Source organism: Peribacillus sp. S4, from assembly GCF_046715815.1.
Taxonomy (GTDB): Bacteria; Bacillota; Bacilli; order Bacillales; family DSM-1321; genus Peribacillus; species Peribacillus frigoritolerans.
Window position 1 is genome coordinate 5,361,930 of sequence record NZ_CP175708.1, and the last position, 17,040, is coordinate 5,378,969.

Here is a 17,040-nt window from a genome sequence, read left to right on the forward strand (position 1 = left end):
TTTCCCTCCCTATTTATACTTAATCCTAGGATCGATCACTGCGTACAACAAGTCCACAACTAGATTAATCATGACAAACAAAAAGGCGATGACGAGAATTCCGGACTGTATCACCGGATAATCCCGAGATAGGATTGCATCATAAATATATGTACCGATACCTGGCCATCCAAAAATGTTTTCCGTTAAAATGGCGCCGCCTAAAAGTAATCCTGTCTGCAGACCGATAACCGTCACCACTGGAATCAAGGCATTCTTAAAGGAATGCTTGTAAACAACCCAAAACATTTTCATTCCTTTAGCACGAGCCGTACGAATGAAATCCGATCTCATGACTTCCAACATGGACGAACGTGTCATCCTTGCAATAATCGCCATCGGAATGGTAGCAAGCGCTATCCCCGGCAAAATGAGATGCTTGATCACCTCGAAAAACTGATCAACCCTGCCAGCCATGAGTGTATCTATCAAATACAGTCCGGTTATGGCCTCAACAGGATCCCTGATATTGTCCCGCCCTGTCGTCGGAAGTAAATCCCATTGAATTGAAATGATGTATTGCTCCATTAATCCCAGCCAGAAAATAGGCATGGACAAACCAATCAACGCAATCACCATGGCGACATAATCAAACCATGAGTTTTGAAACCAAGCTGATACTATCCCTGCATTCACGCCTATGACCACGGCGATGATCATTGCGATCAAGGCCAGTTCTATCGTGGCCATCAAGTATGGTCCAATTTCTTCCGAAACCGGACTATTCGTTTTTAACGAAACACCCAGGTCCCCCTTTAACAGGCCTGATAAGTAATCCCAAAATTGAATGAACCAAGGTTTATCCAGGCCAAGTTCCTTTGTCATCGCAGCGACTGCCTCTTCCGTTGCTTGCTGCCCTAAAATCACCTGTGCTGGATTTCCAGGAATTGCCCGTATCATCATGAACACAATAAACGCCATTCCGAGTAATACCGGAATGAGAGATCCTAAACGTCGTACGGTATAGGAAAACAAAACAATCACCCGCCTTTTAAATTAGGGTCCTTCGAAGCGCCCTGGATCATTTTGAAATGCATTCCATAACAAAACCGGGAAGCATGCAAGACTCCATACTACCCGGTTCGTACGGTTAATTTTCTAGAGAAACATTAACAAGGGATTGTGAACCAGTTGGATGTGGAACAAACCCTTTGACCGTCTTAGATCCGGCTAACTGAGGTAAAGAGTGTACAAGCGGAACCCATGGAGCTTCATCATGGATGATTTCCTGGGCTTTTCCATACAACTCATTACGCTTGGCTTCATCTGCCGTGGACTGGGCTTCGATCAGCAGTTCATGGACTTCATCGTTTGCGTAACGGGCATAGTTGTTGGAGCCGATATTATCTTTATCCAATAATGTATAAAGGAAGTTATCCGCATCTCCATTATCGCCTGTCCAGCCCATCATGAAGGATTGGGCTTCACCAGCCTGCACTTTCTCTAAATATGCAGCCCATTCGTACGAAACGATATTCGCTTCGATGCCGACTTGTTTTAGGCTTGCTTGAATGGCTTCAGCCACTTTTTGACCATCCGGCATATATGGGCGCGGTACCGGCATTGCCCATAGATCCATTTTAAATCCGTCTTCAAGTCCAGCCTTTTTCAGCAGTTCTTTCGCTTTTTCTACATCGTAATCATAGTCTTCGATTTTGTCATTGTAGCCAGAAACCGATGGAGGCATAGGATTCTTGGCAGGCTCTGCTGTGCCTTCATAAAAATTATCAATGATTTCCTTTTTGTTGATCAAATGCGAGATGGCTTGACGCACTTCTTTCTTGTCGAATGGCGCTTTCTCAACATTGAAAGCAAAGTACCCGACGTTCATGGATGCTCGTTCGAATATTTGCAGTTTTTCATCTCCTGTAACCTTACTGATATCACTTGGGTTCAACCCGTCCATCAGGTCTATTTCACCCTTGATTGCAGCATTTAAACGTGCAGAGTTATCTTTAATGACCTTAAACGTGACTCCATCAAGTTTAGGCAGTCCATCTTGCCAATAGTCATCGTTTTTCACCACTTCAATCGTATCGCCAGGTTTCCATGATTTGAACTTGAAAGGACCTGTACCAGATGGATTTTTAGTGAAGTCGTCACCCTCTTTTTCAATTCCATCAGGACTGGCTATAGCGAATGTAGGCATGGCAAGGTTTTTCAGGAACGGCGCCTGCGGACGGTTCAAAGTGAATTCCACCGTGCTCGCATCGATCGCTTTTACTTCTTTGATAACATGACCTTCATCGCCTTCAAATCCTCCGAACATGGAGGCATAGTACGCAAATTTCCCTTCATCCTTACTTTTTGCCCATCGTTGAAAGTTTTTTACGACCGCATCTGCATTGAAATCCGTACCATCATGGAACTTGATTCCGGTTTCCAATTTGAATGTGTATGTTTTCGCGTCATCGGACACTTCCCATGACTTTGCAAGACCCGGTTTGATTTCCGTATCATCTTCCCCATATTTCACAAGCGTTTCAAAAATCTGCTGAGTGACGATGAATGATTCCCCATCGGTTACGATAGCTGGGTCAAGACCGACAGCATCTCCGCCTTTACCGTATATCAATACGCCGCCCTTCGCTTCACTCGATCCCCCTTTACCATCATCTTTCTCTTTTGATGTAGACGAGGAGCATCCCGCAAGCGCCAGCGAAAGAGCCAGGATACCAGTCAGCAACAATGCCAATGTTTTCTTCATATTCTTCCCCCTTATTATTTGCGAATTTATGTATACGTCGTGTCAATTGTATAGATGACAAGCAACGTAGTGACCAGGTTTATGTTCAGTCAGGATTGGCTTGTCCGTATTGCATTCTGCCATCGCCTTCGGACATCTCGTATGGAATGGACAGCCGCTGGGCGGGTTTGATGGGCTTGGAACATCTCCCTGCAGGATTACCCTATCCCCCTTATATTCCACATCCGGAATGGGCACGGCCGATAATAAAGCCTGTGTATATGGGTGAAGCGGATTTTCATAAAGCCCTTCACTTTCCGTCAATTCAACAATATGTCCAAGATACATGACACCGACACGGTCGGAGATATGCCTTACCACTCCAAGATCATGAGCAATGAACAAGTAGGTCAAATCAAAATCTTCCTGCAAATCCTGCAACAGATTCAAGACCTGGGCCTGAATCGACACATCCAGTGCAGATACCGGCTCATCTGCAATGATCAGTTTGGGATTGACTGCAAGTGCCCTCGCGATGCCAATACGCTGCCTCTGGCCCCCACTGAATTGATGCGGATACCTTTTAGCGTGGTAACTGCTTAGGCCAACGACCTTAAGAAGTTCCTGTACACGGGCCTTTCGCGCCTTTTTATCTTTAACCCCGTGGACGATGAGCGGTTCTTCCAAAATTTTTTCAATAGTATGCCTGGGATTGAGGGAGGCGAATGGGTCCTGGAAAACCATCTGCATCTCACGGCGCATCTTTCTCATTTCACTGGAAGATAAAGCTGTCAGGTCCTTTCCTTCGAAATAAACATTGCCCTCGCTCGGCTCAAGCAATCGAAGCAATAATCTTCCCGTCGTGGATTTTCCGCAACCGCTTTCACCGACAAGCCCCAAGGTTTCCCCTTTATAAATGGAAAAAGACAAACCATCAACTGCCTTGACCTCTCCAATGGTCTTTCCCAGAACCCCTCCTTTTATCGGAAAATGCTTCTTTAGGTTTTCTACCTTAACCAATGTTTGATTCATGCAAGGAAGCTCCTTTCCCATCTTCATAAAGCCAGCAGCGAACATGCTGGCCCTCATCGAATTCCAGTAGAGACGGGGTCTCATTTATACATTGCTCCATGGCATGGGAGCAACGGGGGGCAAACTGGCACCCGAGGTTGCTTGTCCCAGGTTTTGGCACATTACCCGGTATCGAGTAAAGGCGCTCTTTCTTTATTCGCATATCGGGAATCGACTGAAGTAAACCGACCGTGTAAGGATGCTTAGGGTTTTGGAAAATCGTTTGCACATTTCCTTCCTCTATCACCTTGCCGGCATACATGACAATGACACGTTCACACATTTGCGCCACTACCCCAAGATCATGGGTAATCATCATGATTGCCGTGTCTGTTTCTTTATTTAAATTCTTCATTAATTCCAGGATTTGTGCCTGGATCGTCACATCCAAAGCCGTTGTCGGTTCATCGGCTATAAGGAGTTTAGGCTCACAAATCATGGCCATTGCTATCATGACCCTTTGTCTCATTCCGCCAGAAAGCTGATGCGGATACTCTTTGAGCAATTCCTCGGCACGGCCAAGCCCAACCAACTTCAACATTTCCACCGCTCTATTTCGTGCCTGCTTTTTATTCCATTTTTTATGTATCCGAAGCGTCTCGACCAACTGCTCGCCAATAGTGAACACGGGATTCAAGCTTGTCATCGGTTCCTGAAATATCATCGCAATATCATTTCCGCGAATTTTTCTCATTTTCGCTTCAGAGGCATTTGCGATGTTTTCTCCTTTAAAAAGGATTTCCCCCTCCACCTTACCAGCCGGTGAAGAAACAAGACCCATGATGGACAAAGAAGTTACGCTTTTTCCGCATCCCGATTCTCCTACAATCCCTAAAACCTCACCAGGATTGACATGAAAATCGATTGAATTCACGACAGGGATCACCCCATCGTCCGTACGAAAACTGGTTCGAAGCCCATTAACCTTAATAATTGGTTCGTCCATCAAATCACTTCCTATATATAACTTATTTTCCATTATATTATTGGGTTTATTATTGCATCAAAATTAAAATATTACAATATATTTTCTAAAAATTCTAATTTAACAGAATTATTTTTTTATTTTTTCTATTTACACACATTTTGGCACAAAAAAAAGACTGCTTATTTGCAGTCATTACAAGAGGGAAATCATATAACTCAATTTTTTTGAGGGTAAATCGGGGTTTACTGCGGAGAAAAAGCTATATTAGCTTTGGGGAATGAATGGATGAAAAAAAATTCTATATGCTACTGCCTAGTTCATAAAAAATCCCTGTAATTCTATGCATTGGTTATTCATTATGGTCATATAAATACTTTTTTGTGTATCGAATTTAGATCTTACATTTTCTTAAAAACACAATTCTTTGTTAAGCAAGCTAGCATGCCCAACCTTCACGTAACACTATAAACCAATATGTTCAAAATCCTTGGGCTTTCCATCATTTTGTTTAGTTCCGATGAATTGAACCCTCTCGGAGACCACTTCAGTTACATATACATATTTACCCTCCTGATTTTCGTATCTCCTTGTTTGTATTCTGCCAGTTATGCCGATTATGGCTCCTTTTTTACAATATTGAGCAGTATTTTCAGCCGACTTTTTCCATATGATACACTGTACAAAGTCTGCCTCATAGTTACCGACAGTATTACGGAAGTTCCGGTTGACTGCTAATGTGATATTGGAAACAGCCTTGCCATCAGGTGTGTATCTTAATTCTGGATCCTTCGTAAGCCTGCCGACGAGGGTAACTTGGTTAATCATTGTTTCACTCCTTCCTCTTTAATTATTTTAATCATACGCTTTCTTCCATCGATTAAAAAATGGAGGAAATGATTTTATTACACCGTTTTTCTTCATAAAAAGTCGTTTGGATTGGTGCAAAAACATTTTTTAGTGATTAAAATCAGGTAAAAAACGAATAGTTAACAAAATTAAATATTTTGCAAATTTTTATTCCATCCTTCATAATTTAGACAAATGTTGGGTTTTCATTTCATTAAGAGACTTTTTTTTAGTATGATATAATTACCTTTAAAAGGATTAATCGATATGTACCCTTTAAAATTTACGTTTAAGAGAGGTAATCGCCGCTCTTTCTTGCAAGAAACGGAGGAATTAGATGAAATCATTCAAATTGATCTCGTTGCAAATTGTTACTGAAAATTTAAACTTGATTGATATTGCATTAACAGATGGATTGATCATAAATAAAGAAAACGATGCTAGATCATGGTTACTGGAAGCCTTTGTAGAAGAAAAACATTTCAAAGAGCTTGAACCCTCACTTCCCGATATAGACGGAGAGGTGTATATCCAGGCAGTCATTACCAAAAAGGACAATGAACCGGCCTTGTTTCAAACTGTTTTACGTACAATAAGAAAAGTGGGCAATCATTATAGCCTTTTATTTGTTGGTCACATCCAAAAAACACGGAGCAAATATGCAGAACTCCTTCTTGAAGATTTGGTCCAAAAAGGTCTCGTCGGCGATGAACTTATAAAAGAGTTCAAGCAAAAAATCCGCTCAAAGCCTAAATTAGCAACTAATAAATAAAACCCTTCCCTTAATTTCCATCCCCAAATCGAATGCACATAAAAAAGACTGACTTAGACGGATAAGGATATTAATCCTTTTTTGCCTAAGCAGTCTTTCTCATTCTGTGCTAATTACTTATTTTTGTCGTCATTTTTATCATCGTCTTTAATCAAGTCATCTGCATCATCATCGACGTTATTATCGTCGTTATCAAGGACGTCATCATCGTTGTCGTTGTCGTTGTCGTTATCAAGCACGCCATCATCGTTATCGTTGTTATCATCTGTACCGTTGTTATCATTTACACCATTGTCATTGTTATCATCTTCTATGATGTTGTTATCATCTTCTGGTGCGGGATTTTTATCATTATCATCATTATTTCCACATCCAGCAAGGAACATAATAGATAATAAAGATCCCCCAAGTAGTGCAAAAATTTTCTTCATCATTTTTGGCAACCTCCCTTCTTTCTTTATCATTAGGTATTTTGCCCGAATATGAAAATAACTTGCGTCCTATTTTAAATTTAAAAAGAAAATCTGCTATTTGGAATTAAACATTAAAAAATGCCGGACATAAAAATGTCCGGCATTCAAAGGGAGAATAGAAAGATCTAAAAACCGCTCTTGCTTTAAAAAAGCAATGCAGTGCTTTTTATATACACCGCTTCACGATTCCTTAAACCTCTTTTTGAAATATATAGTTAAGGAAAAAGAATCTTATTTGTCACCAAAAGCAAACATGATATCGGCTTCACATGCTGTTTCCCCATCAACCGTTGCAACTGCTTTCCCTTTGCCCATTGAACCTCTCATACGCACTATTTCCACTTCCAGACGCAGCTGATCACCTGGTTTAACTTGCTTTTTAAAGCGGCAATTATCAATCCCAGCGAAAAATGCAAGCCGGCCTTTATATTCTTCTTGTTTCAAGACGGCTACAGCGCCAACCTGCGCTAAGGCCTCTACAATTAAAACTCCAGGCATAACTGGATAATCGGGGAAATGGCCATTAAAGAATTCTTCATTTGCCGAGACATTCTTCAATCCAACCGCTCTTTTCCCTTCATCAATTTCTATGATCCGGTCGACTAATAAGAATGGGTAACGATGCGGAATAATTTCCTTTATTTGTGTGATATCTAGCATACTTGTTCCTCCTATGACTTAAATATTTCAAACATAACGTAAACTCGCCCCTGTCATCTAGACAGAGGCGTAGTTGCCATGAAATATAAATCCGTTAACGACAGCAACTACTTCAAAAAAACATGGAACTACGCGCCCTTGTTCACTATATCAAAAATATGGGTCCATGTGGATTTTTGGAAAACATCCATTGCATGTCCTCCGCCAATCACACTATATCCTAATAGTGCCCCGGATAATACAGCAATGAAAATCAATCCGATAACAATGAGTAAACGAAGCCAAATTGGCAAAAGACGGACCTTGATCCTACGATTCGGTTTCGCCTCAACTTCCTTTATCTCTTCTTCAATTTGTTGTCTCATTACACGATTTTGTTCCATATAGAATGTGAAAGCTCCTTTTAAGAAAACTCGCCGCCTGATTTCCCCGATACGCCAGAAATTCAGCAGCTATGCAAAATGGTCGGCACGAATGATTTCTCTTGTTATGAATTCATTATAACCGATTTGCTCTAATTCCGCAGGGAGACATTTTATTTACCAGGTACCTTAACGGATTCCATTGACTAATCCGCTCATTTGATCTGCCATCGTTACCGCCCGGGAATGAAATTGGTAAGACCGCTGAACATTAATTAGATCCGTCATTTCTTTGGAAAGATCGACATTCGAGGACTCCAGAGTACCTTGACGGACTGCTGCCTGGTTGCGGGAATCCCCTGTTAATGCAGTCATGATATCGTCTTCCGTAACACCCAAGGCATTGAAGTTTTTGGGCAGGCCAAGTAAATTCCCGCCTAGCCGGTCAAGAAATTGCGGTTTCTTGACCGAGACTATTCCGAGCCCAAAACTCTTCTCGCCATATTCTTCCGTATCCACTATCAATAAGCCATTTTCCGAAATCTTAATGCCTTTAATATTTCCCTCTATGAGGATCGGTTCACCATTTTCATCAAGTACTTTATGTCCAGCAGAGGTAACAAGCATCATTTGATCGTTAGCATTAGGGGATAAATAAAAGGCACCATCCCTTGTAAGCCTTGTATTGACCCCATTATCGTCCTGAACGCTTACGGTGAAGAATTGGTCATCCCGGGTGAATGCTGCATCAAGATTGCGGTCCGTCGTCTTTAAGGCACCCTGTGAAAGCACCAATTGAAATTGGCTTAACATAGCACCTGTTCCCTGCCGGATGCCAGGTGCGGTCAACCTTCCTTTTTCCTTCGTCTCACTCGGTTGATTATTGAAACTCTGTGTCAATAAGTCATTGAAACTCGTTTGGGTCTTTTTGAAGGCTGTCGTGTCCACATTCGCGATATTATTACTTATTTGATCGATTTTACTTTGAAGTTGGTTCAGCGTATTCGTCGCCGTCATCATCGTCCGGTTCATGGTTTTTCCCCTTACAGTTCAAATTTCCGAATTTCACCTACTGCTCAATTAAAGCCTGCCAACTTCATTGACCGCTTTATCCAAACTTTTATCATAGGCTTGAAGCACCTTTTGACTTGCTTCAAAAGAGCGGTATGCCGACATCATTTCTGTCATCGTTCTCGATTGGTCAACATTGGAGCCTTCAAGAAAGCCCTGCTTAGTAGAAAAACCGACATCCGCAGCCGCGTATGCGCTAGGTAAATCCCCATCATTCACAGCCTTATATAGACCTTCGCCATCTTTCATGAGCTGTAATGACGGATCATCCGAATAACAGATCCCCAAACGTGCGATTTGAACATTTCCTTCTAAAATAACACCGTTTTCCGCTACTGTGAATCGATCGCTGTCAAGCTGGATCTTTTCATTATTTTCGTTCAATACATAATGACCGGACGGCGTAGTCAGATAACCTTGCCCATCCAGGGTGAAACTGCCGTTACGCGTATAACGGATAGCACCATCGCCATCCTGGACAGTAAAAAACACCGAGCCTTGCCGACCCGTTTCCTCATTGATCGGTAGGTTTTCATCAACAAGGGAAATATCCGTATCAAGCTGGGTTTCCTCCAATGTTCCCTGGGTAAATAAAGGATTCGCCTCCTGTACGTAAACACCCGTACTTACCCCCCAACCTGGGAAAAGCTGGACATGCCAAATTTGCTCTCCGTGGGCACCGTTTCACCACCAATGCTGCTTATGAGCATTTCCGGAAAAGACCTTACACTCAATTGATCCGCTTTATACCCTGTTGTATTCGCATTGGACATATTGTTTGTGAGTAATTCCGTGCGCCTTTGCTGTGCAAGCATCCCGGAAGCAGCCGTATAAAAACCTCTTAACATCTTCTTCACTCCCCAATCTACATAACTTATCCGTTCAATATCTCATATCTATCTTATCGGTCATGAACATCAGTATCTTAAGGAAAAGGAGAAGCATTAGGCAGAAGAATTTGTCATATCGTAGGCTAGGTCAAATTTAAAGGAATGGTGTTAAATTCTCGACTAAAAGAAGAGGGCCTATTGCTCATCAGTACTGGAACTGCACGCACTTTCACTATGCCTCACGTTTGTCTGAACCTTAGACCCCTATCTTATGATGCGGATTTCCACCCGCTTTTTAGTTGAATTTGTGCCGTGGCAATTTATCCATATTATCAAGCATGATACCTGTTCCGATTGCTACACAATCCATTGGCTGCTCGGCAACGAGTACTGGGACCTTAAGTTCTTCAGCAAGAAGTAAATCAATCCCGTGAAGCAAGGCTCCCCCGCCTGTTAAAATGACGCCGCGGTCGATGATATCAGCAGAAAGTTCTGGCGGCGTCCGCTCAAGTACGCTTTTTGCAGCTTGTACAATGATGGAAACCTGCTCGCGAAGTGCCTCCTCAATTTCTTCAGAATTGACCGAAATGGTTCTAGGCAATCCCGATACCATATCACGCCCACGGATATCGATGACTTCATTACGAGATCCAGGGAAGACGGTTGCAACCTGGATTTTAATGTTCTCCGCTGTACGTTCACCAATCAGGAGCTTATACTTCCGCTTGATATAATGTAATATTTCATTATCGAATTTGTCACCGGCCATTTTAATGGATGAAGATGTAACGATATCCCCCATTGAAAGAACGGCAATATCCGTTGTACCCCCGCCAATGTCTACGACCATATTGCCGCTTGGCTGAAAAATATCCATACCGGCACCGATTGCGGCCACTTTCGGCTCTTCTTCAAGGTATACTTTCTTCCCGCCGCTTTTTTCGGCAGCTTCTTTAATCGCCTTTTGTTCGACACTTGTTATGTTGGTCGGGCAGCAAATTAAAATTCTAGGCTTTGAAAGAAAGCCTTTCACATTCAATGTATTGATAAAATGCTTAAGCATCGATTCTGTTACATCGAAATCTGCAATGACACCGTCTTTTAAAGGACGGATTGCGATGATGTTTCCTGGAGTACGGCCTACCATTTTTCGAGCTTCTTCCCCGACGGCAAGAACACGGTTCGTATTCTTATCAATCGCGACTACCGAAGGCTCATTTAACACAATTCCTTTACCTTTGACATGTATAAGAACATTGGCTGTTCCAAGATCTATCCCAATATCTCTAGCAAACATTTCTTAAATCCTCCTTGAATATCCTCACATATAACCTACTTCTGTCCTAATTGTTTATTTTACCATATTGCATTGACACAAGTAAGTATGAATTATAAATAAACACTAATACAGACTATTATTTCCTATTTTGACAATATGTAAAAAAAATCAATGCCTTATGTACTACCTTACCGTATTTTCCCATTAAAAAAATCCGGCATGGAACCGCATCAAGGTTAAGAAAAAGCTGACACTCACTTTCATGTCCCCTTATTCATTCCCCGATAGCCCGATTCACTTCCAATTGCCGGAATGATTCAAGTATCATTTAACGATTTCTTCTTCTCTTTCAGAACGTTTGTATTTTAATTTTGTCGCTTCTCCACCTCTAAGGTGACGAATGGATTTATGATAATCCAATATATCCTTCACTTCGTTAGCCAAATCAGGATTAATTTCTGGCAGCCTCTCAGTTAAGTCTTTATGCACTGTGCTTTTAGAGACTCCGAACTCTTTTGCAATGACGCGGACTGTTTTTCTAGTTTCCACGATATACTTTCCTATCTTGATAGTTCTTTCTTTGATGTAATCGTGCACACCACTCGACCTCCCCAAATTGGATGTGAGAAGTGTGAAATGAGATTCGTATTTTTCGAATCGAATACCGCTGCCCTATAAACAATGAAAGATAGAATTATTCACCTATTAGATAATTTGTAATAAACGATTCCTCACCTCAAACACTCTCTTTGCATGGTTTATAACATCTTATTAGCTTGGTTAAGAATATATGCCTAATGGGACAGGAGGTTTGGATTTATTTCTGATTTTTCATCTGTTTATTTTCATTAAACGTAAATTATTTCCCGAGAAATTTGTCAGAATTTCAAAGGTTTCAGCACATTGGCCAATATTTCCCCGAAAGAAAAAAAGAAGCCGTTCAAAGTGAACGGCCTCCTTTTACCAAATTTTCAGTTGTTGTCATTCGTAACGCTCTAGGTTTTTGTTTTGATTTTATTAAAAATCTTAATCTTAATTAGATTGATTTAACGAATCTTTTAAGGAATCGCTTTCTTCAGTTGTATCTTCACCAGGGACAGAGCCTTCCTCATCAGTGCCACTCTCTAAATCAGTGCTCTCGTCAGTTTCGTCAACTGCAGGTGTTTCTTCTTTGTCAGCTTCAGACCCTTCGACTGCAGGTGTTTCTTTGTCAGTTTCTGATCCTTCGACTGCAGGTGTTTCTTTGTCAGTTTCTGATCCTTCGACTGCAGGTGTTTCTTTGTCAGCTTCAGTTGCAGATTGAATCGCAGAAGCTTGTTTATCAACAAAATCAAGTGGGTTTAACGCAATGTTATCTTTTCTGATTTCGAAGTGGACATGTACGCCAGCCTCTTCATTGATTTGGCTTTTTCCTGCTGTAGCAATTGCTTGTCCTTGTTTCACTTTGTCACCGACTGCAACCTTAATGTCTTTAACAGATTGATAACGAGTAACAACACCATCTTCATGCTCTACTTCAACTAAATTTCCAAGTAACGCATCGTCTTGAACTTTCGTTACATTTCCACTTAAGGAAGCTTTTACATCGAAAGACTTTCCATCTTCCATTGCAATGTCTATACCTTTGTTTTGCTCATATCTATTGTTGTAGAAAACCAATGCTTCTTCTTGTGCCTTTTCATCCGCATTCACATCATAAAACTGTTTCTTGATAACCGATTTGTCTGCATCGGCCACAGGCATCTTGATTGTCTCAAGATTGCTATTAACCTCTACAGAAGGCTCACCATAGTTTTTTCCTGTTTCAGCCGATTCCTCTTTGCCATCTTTAGCTGAATCATTAAAACTATTTTGTAATAAGAAGGCCGCGGCTAAGATTATGGCTGCACTTGCGATATAGATTGCTGATAATGCCCAACGTTGTTTTAGTATACGTCGGATTGTGGAAGTTGGTTTCTTTTCTTCCTCTCTCATATTAATCACCTCAGCAATCATTCTGAACATTTTGTTAAAATTATATACATTCAGGAAAAAATTTTTTTTAGATTTATTTTGTGGAAATGAAACCGATTTTATTCGTAGAATGGTAAAATGTTTGGTATCTTACTGTTGAAGGATGTTTAAATCATGAAAAAAGCTTTTAAACTTGTGTTAACGTTATTGCCTTTTCTATATATGATTGCCATTTGGATAATGTCGAGCAACCCCGATGATATGATTCTTGATCTTCCCTCATCGTCATTTGACCGATTTATCAAAGAGGCACTTCATTTGGTCGAATTTGCCCTTTTGTATATATTATTTGTTTCGGCACTTGCTGCACACCAAAAACTGAGACCTGGTTTAAGCCTGTTGGCTGCCCTTGTAGCTTGCCTTTATGGAGTGATCGATGAATACCATCAATCTTTCGTCCCGTACCGCTCCTCTAGCATAATAGATGTCATTAAAGATATCATTGGGGTAGCTGCAGTTTATTTTCATGTCCAATATCATTATTTCAAGCGTAAACGGGGCTTTTTGACCTTTATAGAAAAATTAAACGAAAAGAAATGAGAGATGGAATTCCCATCTCTCATTTTTTTGCCGTCATCGTATTCAGCCACTTACTTGAAGACTGAACTTTGACGCCTTTATAATAATATTTCACAATGTCTTCATAGGTTTTCCCTTCCCTGGCCATGCCATTAGCACCGTATTGGCTCATTCCAACTCCGTGTCCAGATCCTTTTGTCGTGATCACAATCCGGTTGCCTTGACGCTCCCAGTCAAAATCGGAAGATGTCAGCCCGAGCTTCTCACGAATCTGTTTTCCTGTCATTTTCTTTCCTCCGATATCCACTACACCTACGCGATTACCTGATGTTCTTTCAATGACAGTTCCTATGGATGTTCCCGAAGAAAGACTTACACCCAATTTTCTCTCAAAATCTGCAGTAGCGACTACTACTTTATTATAAAACTTTGGTGATTCTTCTTTATCCCATGGACTGGATACACTTTTTAAATAGGGGAATTCAGCTTGCCAATAGTCCTCGGAATTCTCCGTATAGCCATTGCTTGTCGAAAAAAAAGTGGCAGTAATCGGTTTTCCTTCATAGGTTAAGATTTGACCCGCCGTTTCTTTTATGGCCTTGTTAATTTTTTGCATTTTCCATTTATAATCAGAGCCCCACTGTTTTTTCAGCTCATCATTATTCTTATAAACTTGGTGCATGACCGTATCGCTTACATCGGCACCATCGGGCAAGCCTAATCGACTTTCGCTTATGAGCTGATTGACAATATAGGTTCTCGCCGTCAACGCTTGTGCTTTCAGCGCTTCTTCTTCAAAATCTGCTGGCATTTCAGCTGCAACCACACCACTCAAGTACGATTCAATTGGCAGTTTTTCAATCCTTTTTGCTGATGTGCGGTAAACGGCAACTTCTACGGAACTCATTTCATTTGCCGCTACCTCTTTGCCCTCACTCTTCCCTTTCTTTTCCAACTGCTCGGTTAACTGCCCACTTGTCTTATCATTTGAAAATGGAAGCACAAGCACTGCCGGAATCATGATAATTACGAATGCTACTGCTATGAATAGTACGACCATCGGTTTGATTGCTTTCAAATTCCTGAGCCTCCCTACACTTGTTCTCTGCCGTATTATCGTATCCAGCAGGTATCTTTACATAACAAATGTATGTCGAAGGACAAGCATTTATGAATAGAAAAACGACAACTATTTAACTGTCGGCCAAGAATCCGGAACATGATAAAAAAAACCATTCACGGTTCGGAGACTCGAACGTGAATGGTTTTATAAGCTACTTATGCGTTTAAATCTGCAATTTTTTTTGTTTCAGCAGGCACATCTTCGTTAATACGTTCCACATCAGCACCTAGAGATGCCAATTTACCATGGAAATTCACGTATCCTCTGTCAAGATGCTTTAATTCTGTAACACGTGTAATGCCATCTGCAACCAATCCAGTCAGGATGAGCGCTGCAGCGGCACGTAAATCTGTTGCAGCTACTTCAGCACCTTGAATGTTAGTTGGACCATTAACGATAACGGAACGGCCTTCTATTTTAATATTGGCATTCATGCGACGGAATTCTTCAACATGCATGAAACGGTTTTCGAAAACGGTCTCCGTAATCATACTTGTTCCTTCAGCACGCAGTAATAATGCCATCATTTGCGATTGCATATCAGTCGGGAAACCAGGATGCGGCATTGTTTTGATGTCAATGGCCTTCAAGGTTTTTGGACCGATAACGCGTAATCCATCTTCTTCTTCAAGAATTTTAACGCCCATTTCCTCCATTTTAGCAATAAGGGAAGTAAGGTGTTCAGGTACAGCTCCTTGAACAAGAACATTGCCGCCAGTAAGAGCGGCCGCTGTCATGAATGTACCAGCTTCGATACGGTCAGGTATAATCGTATGTTCAGTGCCATATAATTTATCGACACCTTCGATTCTCATCGTACCAGTACCGGCACCTCTGACTTTGGCACCCATTTTATTAAGGAGATTCGCAAGATCTACAATTTCAGGCTCTTTGGCCACATTTTCAAGAATCGTAATACCTTCAGCAAGCGTAGCAGCCATCATGATGTTTTCGGTGGCACCAACACTTGGGAAGTCAAGATACACTCTTGCACCCTTAAGTCTGCCTTCTACCTCGGCATCAATGAAACCATTGCCGACCTTCACTTTTGCTCCCATCGCTTCAAAGCCCTTTAAATGCTGGTCGATAGGACGTGATCCGATGGCACAGCCACCAGGAAGAGCAACGCGGGCCCGGCCATTCCTTGCCAGTAATGAGCCCATCACTAAAACGGAAGCTCTCATTTTACGTACATATTCAAATGGTGCTTCTTCTAATAACTCTCTTGATGCATCTACAGTTACTTGATTGTCATGAAAGGCAACATCTGCATTTAAGTTGCGCAATACTTCATTGATTGTATATACATCGGAGAGCGTAGGAACATCTTTAATGATACTTTTCCCATCACTTGCTAATAATGTTGCAGCGATAACTGGCAAAACGGCGTTTTTAGCACCTTCTACTTTAACTGTCCCGCTAAGCCTTTTTCCGCCGCGGACGATGATTTTTTCCAAAAGTATTCCCCTCCGCGTCCATTTTCTCTATATTAATATTCAAACGTTATGATTGGTGTGCCAACTACAAAGTTCGTTCGGTCACCCAATCCTTCTGTCCGTAGCCCAAACTGCAAATTTAATTTTTCTTTTGTCAAAGGTTGTTTAAACAAAGTTGAATGTGCAGATATAGATGTAAAGTTTTTTTCGTGCACACTCTCAATTTCCCTTGCTTGGAACATATCTAACAGGTCTTCAGTTTTAGAGTTTAAAACCGAATCCATATTATCATTGATAGACCCTTTAATACAAGAAAAAATTGAAGGAGTTCCTATAAATAGGTCATTCACCCTGTTTTGGAACGTAGCGGTAAAAAAGGCATTATTGGCTTTCTTCCACTTTTTCCCCTTCACTTCGTAAATAACATAGGTAACTTTATCAAATTTCTCTTCCGTTGTCATTATTTTGATAGACTCGGTCAGACCTGAATCGACATTGTAAGTTAACGCCTCAGCCTTCCAGCCGGAAGCATCATCTTTCCGATGCCATTGAAATTGAGGGTATTTTCGTTTTAAAGCTGTAACTTCGCTTTCAAACTCTTGTTTAGTTGTAATCTCTTTATTTATTTCTCTAGTGAGTACAGACCAATCCCCTATGTCTAAATCTTTATCTTCCTGTAACAGTCCCACCATTTTAACTATATCTGGTTTACTTTCTGCCACAATCGTACTATTCCCAATTAAAATCACCGTCAAACCGAGAAATACTATGTATGTTAACATTTTTTTATTTAAAAAATACATGTTAAATCCCTCCCCTTTTACACATTCTTTCCATAAGGAGAGAGATCATACTTCGAGTTTTCCGACAATTGGTGACACCTTCCCCTTAAACTTGCAGGAAGCAATAGCGAATACAAGAGTAGAATCATA

17 protein-coding genes and 1 pseudogene are annotated in these 17,040 nt (G+C 41.1%); 2 read left to right on the forward strand and 16 right to left on the reverse strand.

Annotation, left to right across the window (positions count from 1 at the left end; translation table 11 throughout):
- Positions 1-9: 9 nt before the first annotated feature.
- The 5 genes from ACJ9PY_RS25740 to ssb form a co-directional block, all read right to left on the reverse strand.
- Positions 10-1,014, reverse strand: coding sequence for an ABC transporter permease (locus tag ACJ9PY_RS25740; protein ID WP_098864885.1), 1,005 nt, complete (start codon positions 1,012-1,014; stop codon positions 10-12).
- A 115-nt stretch (positions 1,015-1,129) separates the two neighbouring features.
- The gene (locus ACJ9PY_RS25745; RefSeq protein ID WP_057278170.1) at positions 1,130-2,746 is read right to left on the reverse strand and encodes an ABC transporter substrate-binding protein; all 1,617 of its coding nucleotides are present in this window, start codon (positions 2,744-2,746) and stop codon (positions 1,130-1,132) included.
- Between the two features lie 42 nt (positions 2,747-2,788).
- Positions 2,789-3,757: an ABC transporter ATP-binding protein gene (locus ACJ9PY_RS25750; protein ID WP_057278171.1), complete on the reverse strand. Its 969-nt coding sequence runs from the start codon at positions 3,755-3,757 to the stop codon at positions 2,789-2,791.
- Positions 3,738-4,742 carry an ABC transporter ATP-binding protein gene (locus tag ACJ9PY_RS25755; protein WP_148666451.1) on the reverse strand — a complete coding sequence of 335 codons (1,005 nt, stop codon included), beginning with the start codon at positions 4,740-4,742 and terminating at the stop codon, positions 3,738-3,740. The genes ACJ9PY_RS25750 and ACJ9PY_RS25755 overlap by 20 nt, the downstream gene beginning before the upstream one ends.
- A gap of 444 nt (positions 4,743-5,186) precedes the next feature.
- The gene (ssb, locus tag ACJ9PY_RS25760) at positions 5,187-5,549 is read right to left on the reverse strand and encodes a single-stranded DNA-binding protein (protein WP_053536875.1); all 363 of its coding nucleotides are present in this window, start codon (positions 5,547-5,549) and stop codon (positions 5,187-5,189) included.
- Positions 5,550-5,907: 358 nt separating this feature from the next.
- Here ssb and ACJ9PY_RS25765 point away from each other — a divergent pair, with 358 nt between their 5' ends.
- A complete protein-coding gene (locus tag ACJ9PY_RS25765) occupies positions 5,908-6,342 on the forward strand; it encodes a YwpF family protein (protein ID WP_034315749.1) in 435 nt (144 codons plus the stop codon).
- Positions 6,343-6,455: 113 nt separating this feature from the next.
- Here ACJ9PY_RS25765 and ACJ9PY_RS25770 read toward each other — a convergent pair whose 3' ends face one another.
- From ACJ9PY_RS25770 to ACJ9PY_RS25805, 8 genes and pseudogenes are all read right to left on the reverse strand, one after another.
- Positions 6,456-6,776 (reverse strand): hypothetical protein, encoded by a 321-nt coding sequence (locus ACJ9PY_RS25770; protein ID WP_411739278.1) that lies wholly within the window; start codon positions 6,774-6,776, stop codon positions 6,456-6,458.
- A gap of 270 nt (positions 6,777-7,046) precedes the next feature.
- Entirely contained in the window at positions 7,047-7,475 is a 429-nt protein-coding gene (fabZ, locus tag ACJ9PY_RS25775; protein ID WP_034315755.1) for a 3-hydroxyacyl-ACP dehydratase FabZ, read from the reverse strand.
- Positions 7,476-7,603: 128 nt separating this feature from the next.
- The gene (locus ACJ9PY_RS25780) at positions 7,604-7,858 is read right to left on the reverse strand and encodes a DNA-directed RNA polymerase subunit beta (protein WP_053087418.1); all 255 of its coding nucleotides are present in this window, start codon (positions 7,856-7,858) and stop codon (positions 7,604-7,606) included.
- Positions 7,859-8,026: 168 nt separating this feature from the next.
- Positions 8,027-8,869, reverse strand: a complete 843-nt coding sequence (locus ACJ9PY_RS25785; RefSeq protein WP_411739279.1) for a flagellar hook-basal body protein — start codon at positions 8,867-8,869, stop codon at positions 8,027-8,029.
- 48 nt (positions 8,870-8,917) lie between these two features.
- A pseudogene (locus ACJ9PY_RS25790) lies at positions 8,918-9,756 on the reverse strand (flagellar hook-basal body protein).
- Between the two features lie 277 nt (positions 9,757-10,033).
- On the reverse strand, positions 10,034-11,035 hold the full coding sequence (locus ACJ9PY_RS25795) for a rod shape-determining protein (RefSeq protein WP_048685812.1): 1,002 nt from the start codon (positions 11,033-11,035) through the stop codon (positions 10,034-10,036).
- Between the two features lie 306 nt (positions 11,036-11,341).
- Positions 11,342-11,614, reverse strand: coding sequence for a sporulation transcriptional regulator SpoIIID (spoIIID, locus tag ACJ9PY_RS25800; RefSeq protein ID WP_034315767.1), 273 nt, complete (start codon positions 11,612-11,614; stop codon positions 11,342-11,344).
- A gap of 435 nt (positions 11,615-12,049) precedes the next feature.
- Positions 12,050-12,991 carry a peptidoglycan DD-metalloendopeptidase family protein gene (locus ACJ9PY_RS25805; protein WP_411739280.1) on the reverse strand — a complete coding sequence of 314 codons (942 nt, stop codon included), beginning with the start codon at positions 12,989-12,991 and terminating at the stop codon, positions 12,050-12,052.
- A gap of 153 nt (positions 12,992-13,144) precedes the next feature.
- Here ACJ9PY_RS25805 and ACJ9PY_RS25810 point away from each other — a divergent pair, with 153 nt between their 5' ends.
- A complete protein-coding gene (locus tag ACJ9PY_RS25810) occupies positions 13,145-13,570 on the forward strand; it encodes a VanZ family protein (RefSeq protein WP_057278178.1) in 426 nt (141 codons plus the stop codon).
- Positions 13,571-13,589: 19 nt separating this feature from the next.
- Here the strand turns inward: ACJ9PY_RS25810 and spoIID are convergent, their stop codons facing one another.
- The 3 genes from spoIID to ACJ9PY_RS25825 form a co-directional block, all read right to left on the reverse strand.
- The gene (gene spoIID / locus ACJ9PY_RS25815) at positions 13,590-14,627 is read right to left on the reverse strand and encodes a stage II sporulation protein D (protein ID WP_223255874.1); all 1,038 of its coding nucleotides are present in this window, start codon (positions 14,625-14,627) and stop codon (positions 13,590-13,592) included.
- Positions 14,628-14,827: 200 nt separating this feature from the next.
- Positions 14,828-16,129 (reverse strand): UDP-N-acetylglucosamine 1-carboxyvinyltransferase, encoded by a 1,302-nt coding sequence (gene murA / locus ACJ9PY_RS25820; RefSeq protein ID WP_034315774.1) that lies wholly within the window; start codon positions 16,127-16,129, stop codon positions 14,828-14,830.
- Positions 16,130-16,161: 32 nt separating this feature from the next.
- On the reverse strand, positions 16,162-16,911 hold the full coding sequence (locus ACJ9PY_RS25825) for a YwmB family TATA-box binding protein (protein WP_063574656.1): 750 nt from the start codon (positions 16,909-16,911) through the stop codon (positions 16,162-16,164).
- Between the last annotated feature and the right edge of the window lie 129 nt (positions 16,912-17,040).

Coding starts and splice junctions, on each gene's coding strand:
- ACJ9PY_RS25745 (WP_057278170.1), bottom strand. CDS start 2,746: ATGAAGAAAACATTGGCATTGTTGCTGACTGGTATCCTGGCTCTTTCG.
- ACJ9PY_RS25750 (WP_057278171.1), bottom strand. CDS start 3,757: ATGAATCAAACATTGGTTAAGGTAGAAAACCTAAAGAAGCATTTTCCG.
- ACJ9PY_RS25755 (WP_148666451.1), bottom strand. CDS start 4,742: ATGGACGAACCAATTATTAAGGTTAATGGGCTTCGAACCAGTTTTCGT.
- ssb (WP_053536875.1), bottom strand. CDS start 5,549: ATGATTAACCAAGTTACCCTCGTCGGCAGGCTTACGAAGGATCCAGAA.
- ACJ9PY_RS25765 (WP_034315749.1), top strand. CDS start 5,908: ATGAAATCATTCAAATTGATCTCGTTGCAAATTGTTACTGAAAATTTA.
- ACJ9PY_RS25770 (WP_411739278.1), bottom strand. CDS start 6,776: ATGATGAAGAAAATTTTTGCACTACTTGGGGGATCTTTATTATCTATT.
- fabZ (WP_034315755.1), bottom strand. CDS start 7,475: ATGCTAGATATCACACAAATAAAGGAAATTATTCCGCATCGTTACCCA.
- ACJ9PY_RS25780 (WP_053087418.1), bottom strand. CDS start 7,858: ATGGAACAAAATCGTGTAATGAGACAACAAATTGAAGAAGAGATAAAG.
- ACJ9PY_RS25785 (WP_411739279.1), bottom strand. CDS start 8,869: ATGAACCGGACGATGATGACGGCGACGAATACGCTGAACCAACTTCAA.
- ACJ9PY_RS25795 (WP_048685812.1), bottom strand. CDS start 11,035: ATGTTTGCTAGAGATATTGGGATAGATCTTGGAACAGCCAATGTTCTT.
- ACJ9PY_RS25805 (WP_411739280.1), bottom strand. CDS start 12,991: ATGAGAGAGGAAGAAAAGAAACCAACTTCCACAATCCGACGTATACTA.
- ACJ9PY_RS25810 (WP_057278178.1), top strand. CDS start 13,145: ATGAAAAAAGCTTTTAAACTTGTGTTAACGTTATTGCCTTTTCTATAT.
- ACJ9PY_RS25825 (WP_063574656.1), bottom strand. CDS start 16,911: ATGTATTTTTTAAATAAAAAAATGTTAACATACATAGTATTTCTCGGT.